Origin of the sequence: Chryseobacterium luquanense (assembly GCF_026460945.1) — a bacterium.
GTDB classification, from domain to species: Bacteria; Bacteroidota; Bacteroidia; order Flavobacteriales; family Weeksellaceae; genus Chryseobacterium; species Chryseobacterium luquanense.
In genome coordinates this window covers 59,425-79,338 of record NZ_JAOVZV010000007.1, presented here as the reverse complement: position 1 = coordinate 79,338, position 19,914 = coordinate 59,425, and the positions used below count along the sequence as shown (strand labels likewise).

Here is a 19,914-nt window from a genome sequence, read left to right as displayed (position 1 = left end):
TATTTATATAGTTTGTTTGTTTTTTGACAGAATATTAAATTACTGATTATATAAAGCTATGTATTTTTCTGCTGATTTTTCCCATGCAAAATCAAATTTCATATTAGATAAAATCAATTCATCCATTTGAGCTTTGTTTTTATACACATTTAAACCACGACTGATTGCGTGAATGATATCATCAACTCCGGGATAAGTGAAATTTAATCCCGAACCTCCGGTTGTAATATCTTTTACGGTATCTCTCAATCCGCCTGTATAACTTACAATAGGAACTGTTCCGTATCGCATCGCATACATTTGATTAAGACCACAAGGTTCAACCCTTGAAGGCATTAACAAGAAGTCTGCCGAAGCGTAGATTTTATGTGATAAATGTTCTTTATATCCAATATCTGTCGCAAAATTTGAGTAAACCGAGTCCATTTCTTTCAATTGTTGTTCGATATAAGCATTTCCGGAGCCGAGAACGATTATATTTAAACCTCCAAAACTTTGCTTAATACTTCTCCAAATCAAATCCGGAAGTAAATCTGCGCCTTTTTCTGTAGCAAACCTTCCAATAAACGCAAATAGAGGAAGCTCTGGGTTTAAACCATATTCTTTACAAAGTTTAATTTTATTCTTCTTTTTAGTTTTTAAAGCATTTTTAATATTAAAATTAAAATCGATCATAGGATCGGTTTGCGGATTCCAAACATCCGTATCAATCCCATTAATAATTCCGTAGGCTTTTGAAAACTCTTCCCTTACCAAACTTTCAAGACCTCTGAAACTCACAAATAATTCTTCCAAATAACCTTCTGAAACCGTTGTAAATGCATCTGCACATTTAATCATACAGGCCAAAGGATTGATGAAACCGTTCCAATCTAGCAATCCCCATTTGTAATGATCAAAAGCAGGCATATAGCTTACCATATCCCAACTCATCATTCCTTGATATTCTCCGTTGTGAATCGTTCCGATGGTTTTTACACCTTTGAGAAATTCAAATTCATAGCAATTTTCCACCATAAAAGGAACCAAACCGGTGTGATAATCGTGACAATGCAATACATCAGGACGAATTTTCATCGCTGATAACCAATGTAAAACTCCATGCTGAAAAGCCAAAAACTGAAAACTTTCATCCTGATATCCGTAGGGATTTTCGCGATCGAGCAATCCGGGAATTTTCACCATAAACAATTCAAAACCCAAAACATCAGTTGCCTCTTTCAAAACCTGAACTTGTAGCATATTTGAACCCTGGTGAATAAAGCCGTCGAAAACCACTTCAAAATCGTAATCGTATACAAAATGTTTATTATACCAAGGCATCACTACTTTGGCATTGATATCTTTTATTTTATTCTGATATTTCGGCAGCGCACCGACTACATCTGCCAATCCGCCAACTTTTGCTACGGGATAACATTCTGTACTGAGGTGAAATATTGTCATTTTTTGTGTTGTTTAATCCTATTTAGTTTATATTTTTTATCTTTTCTCTGTTTTAAAACAATTCCCGAAAGGGCAGGAAGATTTAAACTGATTGATCTCGGTCGATTCATCCATTCATCATGATCTTCTCGGAAAATATTGGCTTCTACTCCACTTCCGCTATATTTTTCGTCATCGGAATTGAGAACAACTTCCCAATGCGTCCCCGAATTCACACCCACTTTATAGTCTAAAACCTGCGGAGTAAGATTTAAAATAACCATAAAAACATCATCCCGTCTCTTTCCTTTTCTTAAATAAATATATACAGAATTATCGGTATCATTAGCTTCAACCCATTCAAAACCATTAGGATTAAATTGATTTTCGTAAAGAGAAGTTTCATTTTTATACAAATGATTTAAATCTTTCACTAAATTCTGCAAACCTTTATGAACCGGATATTCCAACAAATGCCAATCTAAACTTTGTTTAAAATTCCATTCATTCGTTTGTCCGAATTCATCTCCCATAAACAGTAATTTTGCTCCGGGATGGGTAAACATATAAACATATAATGCTCTGAGATTGGCAAATTTCTGCCATTCATCACCTTTCATTTTATAAATAAGACTTGCTTTTCCGTGTACAACCTCGTCGTGAGACAAAGGCATCATGTAATTTTCATTGTACATATACATCGACGCAAAAGTAAGTTTGTGATGATGATGTTTTCGGGCAATCGGATCTTCTTTAAAATAAAATAAAGTATCGTGCATCCAACCCATCATCCATTTCATTCCGAAACCTACGCCTCCATCATGAACAGGTTTTGTCAATTTTGGAAAATCTGAACTTTCCTCAGCAATTGTCATTACATTATTGCCAAATTCTTTATAAACTGCTGTATTAAATTCCTGAAGAAAAGTTTTGGCTTCAAGATTTACATTTTCACCATAAATATTCGGTTCCCACTCCCCTTCATTTCTTGAATAATCCAAATGCAGCATAGAAGTTACTGCATCAACACGAAGTCCATCTGCATGATAACGTTCAAGCCAAAAAACAGCATTCGAAATCAAAAAAGATTTTACTTCATTTCTTCCATAATTGAAAATGTATGATTTCCAGTCGGGATGAAAACCTTTTCGAGGATCTTCATGTTCATACAAATAAGAACCGTCGAAACGATGTAATCCGTTTGCATCACCAGGAAAATGCGAAGGAACCCAATCTAAAATTACACCAATATCATTTTTGTGAAGTTCATTTATCAAAAACATTAAATCTTGAGGCGAACCAAAGCGTGAAGTTGCTGCAAAAAAACCAGTAATTTGATAACCCCAACTTGGGTCATAGGGAAATTCCATAATTGGCATAAATTCCACATGTGTGAAACCCATTTCCTTTACATATGGAACTAATTTTGAGGCAATATCTCTGTAATTTAGAAACTTTTCAGAATCATCTGAATTTCGCATCCAAGAACCTAAATGAATTTCATAAACAGAAATCGGAGATTCCAGACTATTTTTTTGCCAACGTTTTTCAAGCCATTCACGATCTTCCCATTGATACCAATTGGTAGAAACCATCGATGCAGCCTGAAGGTTTTGCTCCCAGCTTAATGCATAAGGATCACTTTTTTCTAAAATTTCCCCTTGAACAGTTTCAATCGCATATTTATAAAGCGTACCCCATGAGAGCGCAGGAATAAAGCCTTCCCAAATACCCGATTGATCCCACCTTGGAAACAGAATATGTTCCCGATGGTTCCAATTGTTAAAATTCCCAATAACAGAAACTTTTTTGGCATTCGGAGCCCAAACCGAAAAATAAACCCCTTTTACCCCATCTTTCTCAACCGAATGAGCGCCAAACTTTTCGTAGAGCTTGTAATGTTTACCTTCCTTAAAAAGATACACATCATGTTCTGTAAAAAGTGTGTAGGTCTTCACAAAATTCATCATATAGGTTTTTATTCTAAATCAATCGTAAACTATATATTATTCATTAAATAACGATGACTATCAAATATATAAATTTTTCCCTTGGTAAAAGCTATTTTTAATCAATTTTAATATGATTTCTTAAATAAATTTTTTATAAATTTATAAGTTTTAAAACCGTTTAAAACACACAATGAAATTTACGCTCAACACGGCAGAAAAAGACACAAGACCAATTTTCATCACCGGAAATTTCAACAAATGGAATCCGAAAGATTATAATTTTCAGCTTCAGCAGTCTGATGAAAACACTTACAACATCAATATCGATGACGAAATTCTTGCAGATATTGTGGAATATAAATTTACAAAAGGAGGCTGGGAAAATGTAGAATTAGATAAATTCGGAAGTATTACCCCCAACAGAAAAGTTAAAAAATCATCTGCTCCAAGTTCTGATTTCGTCGAAAAATGGAGATTCAATTGGGGACCTTTCAAAAAAGAGTTTTTCCCAATTGTAGAAGTAATCTCAGAAGAATTTTACATTCCTCAACTTGATCGCTACCGAAAAGTCTGGGCACTTTTACCCCACGATTATTATGTTTCAGAAGAAAAATATCCTGTTCTTTATCTTCAGGATGCTCAAAATTTATTTAATGAAGGTAGTCCTTACGGAAATTGGGAAATAGACAAAAAACTTTCAATTCTTGCAGAATACGGTCGTGGTGACATGATTGTAATTGCGGTAGAACATGGAAGTGAAGACCGGATTAAAGAATATATTTTTGACAATGATAATGTTGCAAACGGCTCGGAAGGTAAAAAATACATCAGATTTATTACCGATACTTTAAAACCATTTGTTGATGAACGTTACCGCACTAAAAAAGACAGGGAAAATACAGGAATCGGAGGAAGTTCGTTAGGTGCTTTAATCAGTATTTACAGCGGATTTTTGTATCCTGAAGTGTATTCTAAATTATTGATTTTTTCGCCATCACTTTGGGTAGAACCGAATAATAATTTTCCGATGATGAATTTCAGAGTCCCTTTTAAGACTAAAATTTATCTTTATGGCGGTGAACAGGAAGGTTCAAAAATGGTTAAAAGAATTCAGGTTTTTGAAAATTATCTAAAACGTTGGGAAAAGAAAAATCTTTTTGATTTTGAATTTAAAACAAGTATCAATCCCGACGGAGCTCACAGCGAGTTTTACTGGTCGCAGGAATTTCCGAGAGCGATTGAATGGCTTTTCTATAACAACACCGAAAATCCTGTTGAAGTAAAGCCGCATCAGGAAAATATTAAAAATTAATACATTTAAAAATGAAAATATTTAACAAAAAAAATAAACAATACGCTCAAGTTTTTAGACTTTTTACAGAAGATTCATGGACTTTAAATGCTAAAAATTTCAATAAAAATATTGCACTTTTATTTACCGGAAAAAAATATGAAGTTTTCATTGAAACCAGCGAAGAAACTATTACTTATTATATAGGTTTAGGAAAAGAGACACTGCAAAATTTTGAATTTCAACAAATCGGGGTAAAATTTTCTCAGAATCAGAAAAAAAATATTCAGACGGTTCCGACTTTATTTATTGCTGATTTTATTAATGAAAAACAATTTGAAGAATTTACAAAAGGCCTTTTCTTAGGAACTTACAATTATCCCTTCAGTAGAATTCATGCTTTTTGGAATGAATCTTTCGAACTTCACTTTGGAAATTTAAGTCAGAAAAAACTGGATGTCATTTCAGAGCGAATTGATGCAATCTGCGAAGGACAAATGACTTGTCAGGATTGGCTTAATAAGCCAGCCAACTTGAAAAGACCTGAAGCTCTCAATACTTATTTGAAAAATTTAGCCAAAAAAAATCAGTTAAAATATACTGTATTCAACAGAAAAAAATGTGAAGAACTTGGTTTGGGAGCTTTTCTTGCTGTAAATCAAGGAAGTGCCTATGATGCTGCTTTTACAATTTTAGAATATAAAACAACCGAGAAAAATGCAAAAACATTCGGATTGGTCGGAAAATGTGTTTTGTTTGATACAGGCGGAATTTCCATTAAAGCGGCAGACAATATGCATTACATGAAATCTGACATGGGAGGTGCAACTGCGGTTCTTGGAGCACTTATTTACGCATCGCAAATGAAACTTCCCGTTAACATTACAGCAATTTTACCGATTACCGACAATGCAATTTCTGAAAATGCATATTTACCTAGCGACGTAATCACAGCTTACAACGGAAAAACCATTGAAGTTCTCAACACCGACGCAGAAGGCAGAATGACACTTGCAGACGGATTATCTTATCTTTCAAAAAATTACAAAACTGATATTTTAATTGATCTTGCAACACTTACAGGAAGCTCTGTAAGAATGTTCGGAGATACTTGTGGTGCGATGTTCTCAAACAATGAAGAGTTGAAAAATTTATTAATTAAAACAGGCGACAAAATCAATCAGAGACTATGGAATCTTCCTTTATGGGATGTTTGGCTGGATGATTTTAAATCTGATGTTGCCGACTTTAAAAATATCTCAATGAAACCTCTTGGAGATTGTATTATTGCTGCAAAATTCTTAGAACAATTTATAGAAAACCACCCAAATTGGGCGCACCTTGATATTGCGGGAGTTGCGTTTGGAAATGTGGGATATGCAAAAGAAAAAGCTGCAACCGGATTTGGCGTACAATTATTAGCCGATTTAATCGAAAATTATCATTAAAAATTAGTTTTTTAGAGATTTTCTTCTTATACTTGATTAGTAATTTTCAAAAGCACACCGATTATCTATTTTTAGTATTAAATAATCAATAATCATAAGCTTTTATTTTTTATAATTTAATAAAAATTAAAAATCATTATATGAAGGAGAAAACCATCGTATGTATTTCGTGCTATTATAAAGGTTACGATTTTATGGACGAGATGAAAAAGCTCGGTAATAAAATCATCCTCGTAACATCGGAAAATTTAAAAGAAAAAAACTGGCCATGGCACGCTGTCGACGAAGTTTTCTATATGCCGGAAATTAAACCTTCGGTATGGAATCTTGACCATCTTATTCAGGGATTTTCACATTTAATGAAAACCCGAAAAGTAGATGCCGTAATCGCTTTGGATGATTATGATGTTGAAAAAGCTGCGCTTATTCGCGAAACATTCCGTATTCCGGGAATGGGACAAACAACGCACCGTTATTTCAGAGACAAACTTGCAATGCGTCAAAAAGCAAAAGATTCAGGAATTAATGTTCCTGAGTTTACTGCTGTGTTTAACGATCAGGAAGTAAAAGATTTCACCGAAAAAGTTTCTCCACCTTGGGTTTTAAAACCACGTTCGGAAGCTTCTGCATCGGGAATCAAAAAATTAAAAACTCAGGAAGAACTTTGGGTGGCGCTTGAAAATTTAGGCGAAGAAAGACATTTATTTCTCTTGGAAAGTTTTAAACCAGGCGATGTTTATCATGTTGACAGTTTAACCTTTAATAAAGAAATTGTTTTCACATCTGCTTCAAAATACTTAGCTCCTCCAATGCAGGTTTCTCATGAAGGCGGTGTTTTCCGTACTAAAACTTTAGGCAGATATTCTGACGAATTTAAAGCCTTAGAAGAAGCCAATGCGAAAGTTTTAAATAATTTCGGATTGATGAATGGTGCCACTCATACAGAATTTATCCGTGGAAAAGAAGATGGAAAATGGTATTTTCTGGAAACTTCTTCAAGAGTTGGAGGCGCACATATTCCTGATTTGGTGGAAGCCTCGAGCAATATCAATATTTGGCGTGAGTGGGCAAAAATCGAAGACGCACTTTTAAGAGGTACCCATTATGAAGTTTCAAAACCTACCGGATATTATTCAGGATTAATTGTCGCACTGATTAAAGATTTAGCTCCAGATTATAAAGATTTTGAATGTGAAGAAGTTGTAAAATTCCTACCAATCGATTATCACGTAGGAATTGTTTACAAATCAAGTGATTCTGTAATTGTACAGGAAAGATTGGATTTTGCTGCAGAGAAAATCCATGCTGAAATGTTGAATGTACTTCCTCCAAAAGATAAACCGAGTTCTTAATTTCCAATGAATAAAAATATTGATATTAAAGAAATTATAGATTTTATAAAAATTAATTTGCCAAAAGAATCTCAGTTAAATATTAATTTAAACATCATTGAAATTGGAGAATGGAAAAACAAAGCTTATTACAAATTTGTTGATTCTACAAATGCCAATAAACAAGGATCAAAATGGCAATTTAAGGATAATATTATTTTAGAACATCCAAAATACGGAACACTTATTTTAGACATACTTAAAGATGATCAACTCGGCGGAATTGAATTTTTTAAGTTCATATAATTAACTCAAATAAAAACTCAAATAAGAAAATATGCCTCAGATAGAACACACAGATTATTATTCTCACATTTTGGGAACAAGCCTTAAAGTTGAGGTTACAGGACATTTCGGTTACCCTATCATCATGTTTCCTACTTCACAAGGTTTATATACGCAAAATCATGATTTTCATCTTAACAGCAGCATCAATTATTTTGTTGAACAGGGAAAAGTAAAATTATACAACATTCAAACTATTGATGCGTGGAGTTTTTATGACGAAAAAATTTCTCCACAACAAAGAATCAGAAATTATGAAAAATATGTACAATTTCTGATTCAGGAATTTGTTCCCTATATTCAAAAAATTCATCAAACTCATCGTGTTGCCATTGCTGGAGCAAGTTTCGGTGGATATCATGCAGCGAATTTTGCGTTCAGATTTCCTGATGTAATTTCTCACTTATTCTGTCTTTCGGGAGCTTTTAGCATTAGAAATTTCATGGATGGCTATGACGGAGAACTCGTTTATTTTAACTGTCCGAGAGAATTTGTAAAAAATGACGAAGCTTGGAAATACAAACATATGCATATTGTTTTAAGCACTTCCGATGAAGACATTTGTAAAGATAAAAATGTGGAAATGGCAGAAATTTTAGCCTCAAAAGGAATTGATTTCTGGTACGACGAAAAAAAGTGGATCAATCACGATTGGCCGCTTTGGAGAATGACTTTCCCAACCTATATCGGAACATTTTTTTAGAATTAAAAACAACTCAAATCTTAATATTTAAACATTAAAAACAAAATTATGGCAAAAAAAGTAGGAATTTTATTCGGGATGGAAGATACATTTCCGTGGGCATTTATTGATAAAGTTAACGAGCTGGGAGGCGGAGAAATCATCGCTGAACCAGTAAATATAGATAAATTAGAACAAGGTGCAGATTATGGTTATGCAGTAATTATTGACAGAATTTCTCAGGATGTTCCTTTTTACAGAGCTTATCTAAAAAATGCAGCATTGAACGGAACTTATGTAATCAACAATCCTTTTTGGTGGAGCGCAGATGAAAAATTTTTCAACAATGCTTTAATGTCAAAACTTGGAATCCCGTTACCTAAAACTGTTTTGCTTCCTTCACACGAAAGACCTACAGATACTTCCGAAACATCTTTTAGAAATCTAAAATTTCCACACGATTGGGAATATATTTTTGATTATGTAGGATTTCCGGCTTATATGAAACCTCACGATGGCGGTGGTTGGAAAAGTGTTTACAGAGTTGAAAACCCACAGGATCTTTGGGATAAATTGAGCGAAACAGAACAATTGGTGATGATGGTTCAGGAAGAAATTGTTTTTCAGGATTATTACAGAGTTTATTGTTTAGGACAAAAATACGTTCACATTATGCCTTATGAGCCGAGAAATGCACCTCATTTGAGATATGAAACAACTCATCAGACTGAAGGTGAAGATTTAAAAAAATTACTGAAAACGATTCACGATTATACAATCAAAATGAATCAGGCTTTAGGATATGATTTCAACACAGTAGAATTTGCTGTAAAAGACGGAATTCCTTATGCAATTGATTTTTGTAATCCGGCTCCAGATGCAGACAGAAACTCTGTAGGAGAAGAAAATTTCGCTTGGATTGTGGAGCATTCAGCAAAATTAGCTATTGAAAAAGCAAAAGAATATGTTCCCGGAAAACCAAATATCGCTTGGGGAACTTTCGTAAAAGATTCAGTTAAATAAAAAATACAAAAACACAGATAAAAAAATGCATCAATTTACTATAGGAATCGAAGAAGAGTATCAGATTATCGATGTTGAAAGCCGCGATTTGATTTCTCATGTTTCAAAAATCATTGAAGGTGGAAAAGCTGTTTTAAGTGAAAATTTAAAGCATGAAATGCACGAATCTATGATTGAAATGGAAACCGGAATTTGCCAAAACATCCAGGAAGCTCAGGCTGAACTAACCAATCTGAGACGTCATTTAATCAATACAGCTCACGAACAGGGACTTCGTGTTTCCGGTGGCGGAACTCACCCTTTTTCAAACTGGGAACACAATACGATCACAAACGGAGAACGTTACAATAAAATTGTAGATGATATGGGTGATGTTGCCCGTGGAAACCTCATTTTCGGTTTGCACGTTCATATCGGAATCCCCAATCGTGAAGAAGGTGTAAGAATTCAAAATGTAATGCGATATTTTCTTCCACATGTTTATGCACTTTCTGTAAACTCCCCATTTTGGATTGGTAGAAATACAGGATTCAGATCTTATAGACAAGAGATTTTCGTTAAATTTCCAAGAACAGGAATTCCGAGTTACTTCAATTCTTTAGCAGAATTTGACAGTTATGTGGATCTTTTGGTAAAAACAGGAACAATCGATAATGCTAAAAAGATTTGGTGGGATTTGCGTGTTCATCCATTCTACCCTACCATTGAATTCAGAATTTGCGATATGCCCTTGAGAATCGAAGAAACGGTTTGTTTGGCGGCAATTATGCAGAGTTTAGTGGCTAAAATTTATAAACTGCATCAACAGAATTTAAGTTTTAGAAGCTACAGAAGATTATTGCTGAATGAAAATAAATGGCGTGCCTCAAGAGATGGGATTCATTCTCATCTAATTGATTTTGGAAAAGAAGAATCTGTTCCTTATGCCGATCTTTTGAAAGAACTTTTGGAATTTATTGACGATGTAGTAGATGAATTGGGGTGCAGAAAAGAAGTGGAATATGCCTGGAAAATTTTAGAAAACGGAACCGGTGCAGATCGACAATTAGCGGTTTATAAAGAAACCGGCGACTTGAAGAAAGTAGTTGATTACATGATCTCTGAGACCGAATTTGGTATTACTCACGGCGAAGCTGCTATATAATATTTTCATAACTTTGCAGAAATTATGAGGTTATGAAAGATGTAAGAATTGCTTTGCTGGATATGAATAACAATCAGGCAAATCAAGGTTTTAAAAATATTAAAGAAATCTCTGAAACGTTCAAAAAGCAGTCAGAAGAAAATATTACGATTGCAAGTTTTGATATAAGATTTAAAAACGAGATTCCGAATATTGAAGATTTTGATATATTTATTTCTTCTGGAGGACCGGGAAATCCACACCGTGAGGGTTTTGAATGGGAGCAGAAATTTGCTGATTTTTTAGATGCTGTTTATCTCCACAACAAACAAAATGAAACTAAGAAATATCTATTTTTAATTTGTCATTCTTTCCAATTGGCGAGTATTCATTGGGATTTGGGAAATATCTGTAAAAGAAAATCCTATTCTTTTGGAGTGCAGCCGATTCATAAAACTGATGAAGGTGAGGATGAGTTTTTATTTAAAAATTTACCCGACCCTTTTTATGCAGTAGATTCTAGAGCATATCAGTTTATTGAACCTAAGTTGGAGTGTTTTGAAGAATTAGAAATGAAAATAGTGGCAATTGAAAAATTCCGTCCCAATATTAATTTAGAAAGAGCCATTATGGCAATTCGTTTTTCTGATGAAATTTTTGGAACTCAGTTTCATCCGGAAGCAAATCCTGACGGAATGATTGAAAACCTTAAAGACGAGAAAAATAAAGAAGCCATGATTGAAAACTACGGAATGGAAAAATATCTGGAAACTGTAGACAGAATCAATGATGAAGATAAAATCGTTCTTACACAATCTCAGATTTTACCTCGCTTTTTAAGTGATGCGAAGAAAAACATTTTGAAAGTAAATACAGCTACGGCATAAAAATAATTCAAATAAAAAAAAATTAAAATCGAGCATTATTGCTCGATTTTTTAAATCACAAAAGAAAAAAAACATGATTCAAAATTACAGAAAACAGTTTAACGAAGAATTCTCTCAGGAAAAATACAATCAGATGAAATCTCTGCTGATTGAAAAAAGCGGTTTAGAGCCGGGATTTAGACTTTCTGAAAGTCCAATCTTTTTAACTCAGGAATTCAAAGAAAAATTGGTTTCCGCAAGTGAAAGTATCATTGATCAAATCAAGAATTTACCTGAAGGAGCTTTAGAAAAATCAATTCCCGAAAACTGTAAAGTTCCGAATGATACGAAACAGCCTCACTTTTTCACGATAGATTTTGGAATCTGCAAAAGCGAAAACGGTAAAATTGAACCTCAACTCATTGAACTACAAGCCTTCCCTTCACTATATGCTTTTCAGAATGTTTATGAAGATACATTTTGTGAGGTTTACCCTTTTTTAAATGTGTTGAAGAATAAAATTTCACACGAAGATTATCAGAAACATTTGTATGAATTAATCGTTGGAAATGAAAATCCCGAAAACGTAATCTTACTTGAAATTTATCCTGAAAAACAAAAAACGGCTATTGATTTTGCTTTAACCGAAAAACTTTTAGGTATTAAAACGGTTTGTCTGACAAAAGTCAAAAAAGAAGGAAAGAAGTTATTCTATGAAAACAATGGATTTTTAACCGAAATCAAAAAGATTTATAACCGTGTAATTTTTGATGAGCTTGATAAAATTCCAGACTTGAAAACTGAATTTAATTTCCGTGAAGAAGTCGATGTAGAATGGGTTACTCATCCGAATTGGTTTTTCAAAATATCCAAATATCTTTTACCTTTATTGCAGCATGAATTTGTTCCGAAAAGTTATTTCCTTCATGAGTTTCCTGAAAATGAAAGTTTAGAAAATTTTGTTTTAAAACCTTTATTTTCCTTCGCCGGAAGTGGTGTCAATTTAAATCCGACAAGAGAAATCACGGATGCCATCAATGATAAAGAAAACTATATTTTGCAGAGAAAAGTGAATTATGAACCAATTTTTGAAGATACCAACGGAGAATTTTCAAGAGCGGAAATTCGTTTGCTTTATATTTGGAAAGAAAATGAGGAAAGACCTGTTTTGCTTCAAAATCTTTCAAGAATGACCAAAGCAGCAATGGTAAACGTAGATTTTAATAAAAAAGATGCCATTTGGATTGGAAGTTCCCATGCGTTTTTTGGATAATAAAATATTTAATTGATAAAATCAGAAAAAACCTCAGAAATTTCTGAGGTTTTTATATTATGTAGAAACTATTTTTAAATCCTATCCTCCTCAAGCAATTCTCTCGCCTGATACTCCTGAACAAGGTCAATCGCATTAGAAATTACATCACTTAAAGCCGTAATAAAGGTTCCTTCTTCCGCCATTCCCATTGCGTGTTTTAACGCATCAATTTCTTTAGGAATAGTCTCATAGCTTACATCTCTTCCTGAGGTCTGCATCCCATCGATAATTAAACCATTGATTTCTTCCTCTGTTCTTCCACGAAGATGTTTCTCGTTTCTGATGATGATATGATCAAACATTCTTCCTGCAATTTTTCCGCACAATCTGATATCTTCATCACGACGGTCTCCAACTCCTGAAATGATTCCGATTTTCTTGGTAGATTCTACGTTTTTAAGATAATCTTCAATGGCTTCATAACCTGCCGGATTGTGGGCAAAATCAATTAAAACTTTAAAGTTTTTAAATTTAAAAACATTCAGCCTTCCTGGAGTCAATTGCGCACTTGGAATAAATGTACGAAGTGAATTGGAAATATCTTCAATCCCGAAACCATAAAGATAACAAGCCAAACTTGCGGCCAGAACGTTATCAATCATAAATTTCGCTTTTCCTTCCATCGTAATAGGGAAATCCTTTACCTTCCCGATTCTTATTTTCCAGTCGCCCTTTTTGATCGTTACGTAACCTTCTTCATAAACGCAGGTTGTACGACCTTCTTTAGCAAATTTCTTGATATGTTCGTTGTTTTCATCCAAACTGAAAATCGCAACATTACTCGGTAAATCATTAATGATTCTCATCGAATATTCGTCTTCGGCATTCAAAACGCTCCATCCGTTTTTCTTTACGCTGTCGAGTACTACTCTTTTTACTTTGGTTAAATCTTTCAGATTGTGAATATCATTCATTCCTAAATGATCTTCCTTTATATTTGTTAAAACTCCTATATCACATTGCCCGAAACCTAAACCTGACCGAAGAATTCCACCTCTTGCAGTTTCCAAAACGGCAAATTCTACTGTCGGATCTTTAAGGATAAATTCAGCCGAAATAGGACCGGTTGTATCACCTTTTGTCAACATCGTATTTTGAATATAAATTCCGTCTGATGTTGTAAATCCTACTCTGTACCCGTTACTTTTTACAATATGTGAAATTAATCTTGTTGTAGTCGTTTTACCGTTAGTTCCCGTCACTGCAATAATTGGAATTGTAAATGGTTTTCCTTGCGGATACAGCATATCGACAACCGGAGCAGCAACATTTCTCGGAAGACCTTCACTTGGAGCCAAATGCATTCTGAAACCAGGTGCTGCATTCACTTCAATAATCGCTCCTCCACTTTCCTTTAAAGGCTGTGTAAGATTTTCGGCCATAATATCAATACCGCAAACATCTAAACCAATGATCTTAGAAATTCTTTCTGCCATAGTGATATTCTCGGGATGCACCATATCAGTCACATCGATAGAAGTTCCGCCTGTAGAAAGATTAGCTGTCGATTTTAAATAAACGACCTCACCTCTTTGAGGAATTGTTTCTAAGGTATACTGAAGTTTTTCAAGCAGTTCTGTAGTATCTTTATCAACATTGATTTCCGTCAATACATTTTCGTGACCATATCCTCTTCTTGGATCTTGATTTTCTTTTTCAATTAATTGTTCAAGATTAGATTCTCCGTCACCAACAACATGAGCAGGAACTCTTCTCGCTGCTGCAACCATTTTATTATTAATTACCAAAACTCTAAAATCATATCCGGTAATATATTTCTCTACAATAACCTTTCGGGAGTATTTCTGAGCGTGCTCTAAACCCGTAACTGAAGAAACCCAATCATTTACATTAATTGATGAACCTTTTCCGTGATTTCCATCCAAAGGCTTGATAACGATTGGATAACCTATTTTTTTTATAACACTTTTAAGCTCTTCCTCATCAACAATTAAATCTCCCATTGGGACAGGAATTGCAGCTTCATGAAGCATTCTTTTAGTTAATTCCTTATTACAAGCAATATCAACAGCAATCGAACTTGTATTACCTGTAATTGTCGCCTGAAATCTCTGCTGATTCACTCCATAACCCAACTGCACCAGAGAATTGCTCCCCAATCTAATCCAAGGAATTTTTCTTGAAACTGCTTCTTCAACAATGCTTCCAGTTGAAGGACCCAATCTTACACGCTCTCTGATTTCTTTTAATTTCTGAATACAAGCATTAATGTCGTATTCTTTATTTTCAATTAAAGCTGAAGCAATTTCTACCGCCTGTTCAGCTGCATAAATCCCTGCATTTTCTTCAATATAATCAAATACAACGTTATAAATCCCGGGAGATTTTGTTTCGCGTGTTCTTCCGAAACCAGTATCCATTCCCGCTAAAGTCTGGATTTCCAAGGCAATGTGTTCAATCACATGTCCCATCCATGTTCCCGTTTCTATTCTATGAAAAAAACCACCTCTTGTACCCTCAGAACAACGGTGTGAGATAAGTGAAGGTATAAGAAGTTCTATTCGTTCTCGAAAACCTTCAATTTTATTGGTAGGAAAATTCTCTAATTCTTCGAGATCCAAACGCATTTGTATCAACTTCTTTCTTCTTATACTCCAAATATTCGGACCGCGTAAAGCCTGTATCTTCTCAATTTTCATATGCAGCTACTTATTTTTTTTCATTTTGTTAAGTGAAATCATAAATTTTAACAATTATTATTTAATTATTAAAAAATCTAAGATTCACAGTTTAGTTATACCTTTTTATAATTAATAAAAACATCTTTCTAAATCAAAGATAATGTAAAACCTTAAAAAAAACCATAGGGTTATTAAAGATTTATTAAAAAAAAGCAATTTTCGTAAACGATTATAAATCAAACTAAATACGTTAAAACTGAGTTTAAATTTCCTTAACAATTTATTATTTTTTAAATTTGCAGGCTATGAAACCTGTTGGAAAATTAATTATTATCGGTGGAGCTGTGAATAAAGGCAGCTTTTCTGAGACCGATTACGATCAGAATGTTGAAAAAAATCTTAACTTTTTTGAGAGAGGAATCTTAAGGAAAATCATTACTGAATCTAAAAACAAAGAAAACTCTATTATCGAAGTCATTACTACGGCTTCGCAGATTCCCCAAATTGTGGGTGCAGAATATAAAAAAGCTTTTGAATTTTTAGGAGCCAAAAACGTTAACATTTTAGATATTCACAATCGTGAAGAAGCTAATTCTGATGCTATTGTTGCAAGAGCAAACGCAGCTGATGTTGTGATGTTTACCGGTGGAGATCAGTTAAGATTGACTTCTATTCTTGGCGGAACAAGATTTCATGACGCTATTTTACTGAAATATCAGGAGCAGGATTTTATCTATTCCGGAACTTCTGCAGGAGCAGCAGCTGCCTCTGAAAACATGATTTATCAGGGAAGCAGTTCTGAAGCTTTATTAAAAGGTGAAATTAAAACTACACAAGGTTTAGGTTTAATCGATAATGTAATTGTAGATACACATTTTGTACAAAGAGGAAGAATCGGAAGACTTTTTCAGGCTGTTGTAAATAATCCTAGAACTTTGGGAATTGGTTTGGGTGAAGATACCGGACTTTTCATTCATAATGATACAATGACAGCAGTGGGATCAGGATTGGTGATTATTGTTGACGGAAGATTTATTAAAGATACCAATTTGACGAATATCAATTTAGGTGAACCCATTTCAATCGATAATCTTACTGTTCACGTCATGTCGATGAATGATCATTATGACTTAACGACAAGAAAACTGACGATAGAAAATTCACAGTTTAATCCCATACCTCAAACATAAAAATAAATTAAAAGTGAAGAATTTCTTCACTTTTTTTATATATTTAAAAATCAAATAATCAACATGAAAATTATAATCCACGGTGGTTTTTTCTCTGAAAGCGATCAAAGTCACGAAGTGAAAGTTGCAAAACAAAATTCTTTAAAAAACATCGCTGAAAAAGCTTATCAATATTTAGAAACCAATTCAGCAGTTGATACTGTTGCTTATGCAGTTTCGCTTTTAGAAGATGATGAATTGTTTAATTCCGGAATTGGTTCACAAATTCAAAGTGATGGAATTATCAGAATGAGTGCAGCCTTGATGGATGGTGAAACTCAAAAAATGAGTGGTGTAATCAATATTCAGGATGTGAAAAATCCGATTTTTGTCGCTAAGGAATTGATGAAAGAAGATGACCGTGTTTTAGGCGGAAACGGAGCTAAAAACTATGCTAAAGAACATGGTTTTGAAAATTTTTCAACTGAAATTCCTCAAAGAAGAAAAGAGTACGAAGCTAAGCTTGAAAACGGCGGAAAAGGAACTGTTGGTTGCGTTGCTTTAGATAAAAACGGAAAATTAGCAGTTGCAACTTCTACCGGAGGAAAAGGTTTTGAAATTCCGGGAAGAATTTCTGATTCTGCCACAGTTGCGGGAAATTATGCCAATGAATTTTGCGCAGTAAGCTGCACCGGAGTTGGTGAAGATATAGTAAGTAATGCTACTTCTGCGAAAATTGTAACCAGAGTAACCGATGGAATGAGTTTAAAAGAAGCGTTCGATAAAACTTTTGCCGAGTTAAAAACAATCGACGGTTTTGCTGGCGCAATTGCTATTGATAAAAATGCAAATATTTATCATCAGGATTCTTACCCCACGATGGTTTTTGCAAGTTTTGATGGAAATAATTTTGAAATCTTTAATTAATTTTAACAAATTTTTATTATTTCGAAATATTTTTTGGCATAGATTTTACATCATTGTTTATAACAAATTTAATATTATAAACATTTAAAATCAGAAATCATGGGAAATAAGACAAACGGAATTTTAGCTTTATTAGGAATTGGTGCTTTAGCATATTGGAAGTATAAAAAATCTACTCCAGAGCAGCAACAAGCGGTAAAAGATAAAATCAATTCTGCAAAGGATAATTTGAACAAATGGGGAAATGATTTGAAAGATAAAGCAAATGATGTTGCTTCGCAAGCACAAAGTAAATTCGACGAAGCTAAAGCTAAAGTTGAAGATACAGCTTCAAACATTTAAAAATTCATTCAGCATTCATATACAGAAAAGTCATCATTACGATGACTTTTTTTGTGCAGAAATGGCATAAACCATTGGTATTTTGTTTCCGAATCTTTTTGTTCGCCATTTTCCTTTTTCAAATTCTTCAATGTGTTTAAAACACGGATAAGGCGACCAATCAAATTCTTGAAATTGTTCTATCACTAAATTTTTATTAATTAAATTTTGCATTACTTCAGACAAAGAATGATTCCACATTACATATTCCTGAACGATTTCTGCTGAAAAATCGGCGTAAGTTCCTTCATACGTTTCAGCAATTGGTTTTTCGTTAAAATAATTATATGCAATGTCTTTAAAATCATCATCAAACATCCAAATAACGGGATGAAATTCTGCCATAATAAATTTCCCATCCGGCTTTAAAAAATGATCAATTACTGTTGCCCATTTTTCAAGATCAGGAAGCCAACCAACTGTTCCGTAACTTGTAAAAACAATGTCAAATTTTTGGTCTAAATTATTGGGTAAATCATATACATCTGAGCAAATAAATTCTGTATCAGTTTTGCATTTTTCAGCTAAATCTTTAGCGGCTTCAATTGCTTTATCTGACAAATCAATTCCTGTAACTTTCGCTCCCATTCTCGAAAGCGAGATAGAATCCTGACCAAAATGACATTGCAAATGCAAAATTGTTTTGCCTTTTATATCTCCTAGAAGTTCGGTTTCAATCGGATTTAATGAAGTTCTTCCTTTCAAAAATTCATCAACAAAATAAAAATCTGATTTCAAATGTGGTTCTACTTTGGCATTCCAAGATTTTTTGTTGATTTCTAAATAATTTTCCATTGAGTTTTTCTTTGATGTAAATATAATTTTTTTGAAAATATAAATTGATTTACGGGAAACCGTAATGAAAAAAAGTTTTACCAATGTAGGTTTGCAATACAAAAACAACGCTTCTGTTGTACTAAAGTTTTGTTTTATAGGAAAATTAATAACATTTAAATATCAAACATGAGTAAAAATTCTTCTTTAGGAGCATCTGACCTTTTTTTGGGTGTGCTCGCAATTTTATTAATCAGCGTAAGTTTTTATCAAACTTGGCTCGGTCTTGAACAAATTTTCGGAAATGCATCTTTTGTAATCGCATTGGTTCTTTCACTTCTTCTGCTTTTTCTTTGCTGGATGCTGCGTGCTGCAAAATTGGAAGGTAAATCAACGGGAAGTTTGGTCGGTATTTACATTTTTATTGCATCATTTTGTTTCATTGCCAACTTTAATGCTTTGTACACAAGGTTTATGCGAACGGATATTTACAGCAATGAATTGAGAACTTTGAATGAGGATTTTAACAATTTGGAAACAAATATAGAATCTAAACTAAGTTATAAATACCCAAAAGAAACTGCCAGAAATATTGAAATTAAGAAAAAGCAATTGATGGCTCAAATTATTGATCCTGCAAACCAAGGAATTGGTTCAAGAGCTCAATCTTTAATCAGAGATATTGAAAAATTGACAGGTCAAAAGGTTGATTTATTGACACCTGTAGGAAATGATTACGATGATTTAGCACAAAGAATGGGAAATCAAATCGACAATATGGTGATGGATTTATCTCCGGATGAAAGAAACCTAAAATCTGACATCAACAGTTCTGTTTTGAAATGGAATAAAAGAACTCAGGAATTTCTGGCTTTAAGTAAAAAAGATAAAGATGATTTAGCACAAACCCTTATTGACAATGCTTTAACCGACTATAATAAAATTGGAAGCAGAGCAACAAATGTTTTGGGTGAAGATAAATTCAAATTTGAAATTCTGAATTCTAAAACTCAGGACGTAGGGAAAATCGGTTATGCTTTCGAGCACGCTGTTAAAAACTTCGGAATGTACCAGTTTGTTGTTTTAGCAGGATGTATTTTATTGGATTTTGTAATCGTAATTATTATTCTTTTGGTCACAAGTGCAGATAATAATAGTAATGGAAGTGTATTAGGCGGAAGCAGAAAAAAAGGCAGAACATTAATTCCAAATAAATAGAA

The 19,914-nt window shown here is 33.6% G+C and carries 17 protein-coding genes; 13 read left to right on the top strand and 4 right to left on the bottom strand.

All coding sequences use genetic code 11. The annotated features are described in order from the left end of the window. Positions 1-39: 39 nt before the first annotated feature. Positions 40-1,446 carry a glycogen synthase gene (locus OEA66_RS07880; RefSeq protein WP_267280849.1) on the bottom strand — a complete coding sequence of 469 codons (1,407 nt, stop codon included), beginning with the start codon at positions 1,444-1,446 and terminating at the stop codon, positions 40-42. Continuing rightward, positions 1,443-3,392, bottom strand: a complete 1,950-nt coding sequence (gene glgB, locus OEA66_RS07875; RefSeq protein WP_267280908.1) for a 1,4-alpha-glucan branching protein GlgB — start codon at positions 3,390-3,392, stop codon at positions 1,443-1,445. The genes OEA66_RS07880 and glgB overlap by 4 nt, the downstream gene beginning before the upstream one ends. A gap of 175 nt (positions 3,393-3,567) precedes the next feature. Here glgB and OEA66_RS07870 point away from each other — a divergent pair, with 175 nt between their 5' ends. The 9 genes from OEA66_RS07870 to OEA66_RS07830 all read left to right on the top strand — a co-directional run bounded on the left by OEA66_RS07870 (position 3,568) and on the right by OEA66_RS07830 (position 12,759). Next, entirely contained in the window at positions 3,568-4,689 is a 1,122-nt protein-coding gene (locus OEA66_RS07870; RefSeq protein WP_267280848.1) for an alpha/beta hydrolase, read from the top strand. Between the two features lie 11 nt (positions 4,690-4,700). Beyond that, on the top strand, positions 4,701-6,116 hold the full coding sequence (locus OEA66_RS07865; RefSeq protein WP_267280847.1) for a M17 family metallopeptidase: 1,416 nt from the start codon (positions 4,701-4,703) through the stop codon (positions 6,114-6,116). A 140-nt stretch (positions 6,117-6,256) separates the two neighbouring features. Further along, positions 6,257-7,468: an ATP-grasp domain-containing protein gene (locus OEA66_RS07860; RefSeq protein ID WP_267280846.1), complete on the top strand. Its 1,212-nt coding sequence runs from the start codon at positions 6,257-6,259 to the stop codon at positions 7,466-7,468. Positions 7,469-7,474: 6 nt separating this feature from the next. Further along, positions 7,475-7,753, top strand: coding sequence for a hypothetical protein (locus tag OEA66_RS07855; protein WP_267280845.1), 279 nt, complete (start codon positions 7,475-7,477; stop codon positions 7,751-7,753). A gap of 31 nt (positions 7,754-7,784) precedes the next feature. Beyond that, the gene (locus tag OEA66_RS07850; protein ID WP_267280844.1) at positions 7,785-8,495 is read left to right on the top strand and encodes an alpha/beta hydrolase-fold protein; all 711 of its coding nucleotides are present in this window, start codon (positions 7,785-7,787) and stop codon (positions 8,493-8,495) included. 48 nt (positions 8,496-8,543) lie between these two features. After that, positions 8,544-9,497: an ATP-grasp domain-containing protein gene (locus OEA66_RS07845; RefSeq protein ID WP_267280843.1), complete on the top strand. Its 954-nt coding sequence runs from the start codon at positions 8,544-8,546 to the stop codon at positions 9,495-9,497. A 25-nt stretch (positions 9,498-9,522) separates the two neighbouring features. Then, entirely contained in the window at positions 9,523-10,641 is a 1,119-nt protein-coding gene (locus OEA66_RS07840) for a carboxylate-amine ligase (RefSeq protein ID WP_267264681.1), read from the top strand. A 32-nt stretch (positions 10,642-10,673) separates the two neighbouring features. Next, the gene (locus OEA66_RS07835; protein ID WP_267280842.1) at positions 10,674-11,507 is read left to right on the top strand and encodes a type 1 glutamine amidotransferase; all 834 of its coding nucleotides are present in this window, start codon (positions 10,674-10,676) and stop codon (positions 11,505-11,507) included. 73 nt (positions 11,508-11,580) lie between these two features. Then, the gene (locus OEA66_RS07830; RefSeq protein WP_267280841.1) at positions 11,581-12,759 is read left to right on the top strand and encodes a hypothetical protein; all 1,179 of its coding nucleotides are present in this window, start codon (positions 11,581-11,583) and stop codon (positions 12,757-12,759) included. 74 nt (positions 12,760-12,833) lie between these two features. On the opposite strand, the gene cphA is transcribed toward OEA66_RS07830, so the two are convergent. Continuing rightward, positions 12,834-15,461, bottom strand: coding sequence for a cyanophycin synthetase (gene cphA, locus OEA66_RS07825; RefSeq protein WP_267280840.1), 2,628 nt, complete (start codon positions 15,459-15,461; stop codon positions 12,834-12,836). Between the two features lie 287 nt (positions 15,462-15,748). On the opposite strand from cphA, the gene OEA66_RS07820 reads away from it, so the two are divergent. From OEA66_RS07820 to OEA66_RS07810, 3 genes are all read left to right on the top strand, one after another. Then, positions 15,749-16,633: a cyanophycinase gene (locus OEA66_RS07820; RefSeq protein WP_079464718.1), complete on the top strand. Its 885-nt coding sequence runs from the start codon at positions 15,749-15,751 to the stop codon at positions 16,631-16,633. Positions 16,634-16,696: 63 nt separating this feature from the next. Then, positions 16,697-17,539 (top strand): isoaspartyl peptidase/L-asparaginase, encoded by an 843-nt coding sequence (locus OEA66_RS07815; RefSeq protein WP_267280839.1) that lies wholly within the window; start codon positions 16,697-16,699, stop codon positions 17,537-17,539. 99 nt (positions 17,540-17,638) lie between these two features. After that, the gene (locus OEA66_RS07810) at positions 17,639-17,881 is read left to right on the top strand and encodes a YtxH domain-containing protein (RefSeq protein ID WP_267264675.1); all 243 of its coding nucleotides are present in this window, start codon (positions 17,639-17,641) and stop codon (positions 17,879-17,881) included. 36 nt (positions 17,882-17,917) lie between these two features. Here OEA66_RS07810 and OEA66_RS07805 read toward each other — a convergent pair whose 3' ends face one another. Continuing rightward, a complete protein-coding gene (locus OEA66_RS07805) occupies positions 17,918-18,715 on the bottom strand; it encodes a class I SAM-dependent methyltransferase (RefSeq protein WP_267280838.1) in 798 nt (265 codons plus the stop codon). 168 nt (positions 18,716-18,883) lie between these two features. Here OEA66_RS07805 and OEA66_RS07800 point away from each other — a divergent pair, with 168 nt between their 5' ends. Beyond that, complete coding sequence (locus OEA66_RS07800; protein ID WP_267280837.1) at positions 18,884-19,912, top strand: hypothetical protein; 1,029 nt, start codon at positions 18,884-18,886, stop codon at positions 19,910-19,912. The last annotated feature ends 2 nt before the right edge of the window (positions 19,913-19,914 follow it).